General features: G+C 57.0%; 1 protein-coding gene and 3 pseudogenes. 3 read left to right on the forward strand and 1 reads right to left on the reverse strand.

Annotated elements, in window-relative coordinates; genetic code table 11:
• Both BBW68_RS18095 and hemF read left to right on the forward strand, forming a co-directional pair.
• Positions 1–98 (forward strand): annotated as a pseudogene (locus tag BBW68_RS18095) (IS6 family transposase); the annotation flags it as partial.
• Positions 99–210: 112 nt separating this feature from the next.
• The gene (gene hemF, locus BBW68_RS13555) at positions 211–1116 is read left to right on the forward strand and encodes an oxygen-dependent coproporphyrinogen oxidase (protein WP_070135751.1); all 906 of its coding nucleotides are present in this window, start codon (positions 211–213) and stop codon (positions 1114–1116) included.
• Positions 1117–1154: 38 nt separating this feature from the next.
• Here hemF and BBW68_RS13560 read toward each other — a convergent pair.
• Positions 1155–1394, reverse strand: a pseudogene (locus BBW68_RS13560) (phosphate acyltransferase); the annotation flags it as partial.
• 116 nt (positions 1395–1510) lie between these two features.
• On the opposite strand from BBW68_RS13560, the pseudogene BBW68_RS17115 reads away from it, so the two are divergent.
• A pseudogene (locus BBW68_RS17115) lies at positions 1511–1729 on the forward strand (helix-turn-helix domain-containing protein); the annotation flags it as partial.

Below are 1729 nucleotides of genomic sequence, written 5' to 3' on the forward strand. Positions count from 1 at the left end.
AGATGCTGGCTGAGCGAGGGGTAAATGTTGATCACACCACGATTTATCGATGGGTTCAGCGTTCTGCACCTGAGATGGAAAAGCGGCTGCGCTGGTACTAGCGTCAACCTTCCGGTTTTGGCTCATTTTTTGACGAGTATGATGCGACGAGGCGCACAGGCTGAGCCAAATGGCGTATAATCCGCGCGTCTTTTGCCACAGGATTCGCTAATGAACACTCCGGATATCGCCCAAGTTAAGCAATTTTTACTCCACCTGCAGGATGAAATTTGTCGCAAGCTGGCCGCCGCCGATGGCGCAGCCGGGTTTGCCGAAGACAGCTGGGATCGCCCCGGCGGCGGCGGGCGCAGTCGCGTACTGCGCCAAGGCTGGGTGTTCGAGCAGGCTGGCGTTAATTTTTCTCACGTACACGGTGATGCGATGCCGGCCTCCGCCACCGCTCACCGCCCGGAGCTGGCAGGATGCGGCTTCGAGGCGCTGGGCGTATCGCTGGTGATCCACCCGGAAAATCCCTATATCCCGACCAGCCACGCCAACGTGCGCTTTCTTATTGCCGAGAAACCAGGCGTCGACCCTGTGTGGTGGTGTGGTGGCGGTTTCGATCTGACCCCTTATTACGGCTTCGAAGAAGATGCGGTGCACTGGCATCAGACCGCTGCCGATCTGTGCCAACCGTTCGGCGAAGATGTCTATCCGCGCTATAAAAAATGGTGTGATGATTACTTCCATCTCAAGCACCGCAACGAGCAACGTGGCATCGGCGGGCTGTTCTTTGACGACCTGAACACCCCGGATTTCGACCAGAGCTTTGGCTTTATGCAGGCGGTAGGCAATGGCTTTACCGATGCCTATCTGCCAATTGTTGAGCGCCGCAAGGCGATGCCGTGGGGCGAACGCGAGCGCGATTTCCAGCTCTATCGCCGCGGGCGCTACGTGGAGTTTAACTTGGTGTGGGATCGCGGCACGCTGTTTGGTCTGCAAACCGGCGGCCGTACCGAATCGGTCCTGATGTCGATGCCGCCGCTGGTGCGCTGGGAATATGACTATCAGCCGCAGCCCGACACACCGGAAGCCGCGCTGTACAGCGATTTTATCGTCCCCCGCGAGTGGATTTAAAGGAAGTGGCCGGGCATCTTACCCGGCCTTTTTAATGGTTACAGCGGTGCTGTTTGCGCCTTCACCACCGCCAGCACCACCATATTGACGATGCGCCGCACCGAAGAGATCGGCGTCAGCACGTGAACCGGTTTGGCGATTCCCATTAACACCGGACCGACCGTTACGCCGTCGGAGGAGGAGACGCGCAGCAGGTTGTAGCTGATTCGCGCCGCCTCTACGTTTGGCATAATCAGAATGTTAGCCGAGTCTCTTAGCGGGCTGTCCGGCATCAGATCCTAGCGAATACTCCGCGAATTCAGATAATAAGTGCAACGCTCGGTCATGTAGATGGAGGGACGGTTAGCTACCGATAAGCTATCCTGCTCTTCCGACTAAAGATGAGCGAGTAACTATGAAATATCAGCAGTGAACCGAAGGATTACGATACCAGATAGCTCTGTTGTGTGAAGACAAAGTTAGTCAGGCCGAGATTGGTCGCCGGTTAGGCGTCTGTAAGTCAACAGTCTCGCGGGAACTGCGCCGTAATCGCTCTGTAGATGGCTACCAGCCTGCGGTAGCGCAGAAGCTCAGCACCAGCCGCCGCAAGGCTGCCGGCAAACGCAGGATGCAT

This window comes from Candidatus Erwinia dacicola (assembly GCF_001756855.1).
In the GTDB taxonomy this organism is placed as follows: domain Bacteria; phylum Pseudomonadota; class Gammaproteobacteria; order Enterobacterales; family Enterobacteriaceae; genus Erwinia; species Erwinia dacicola.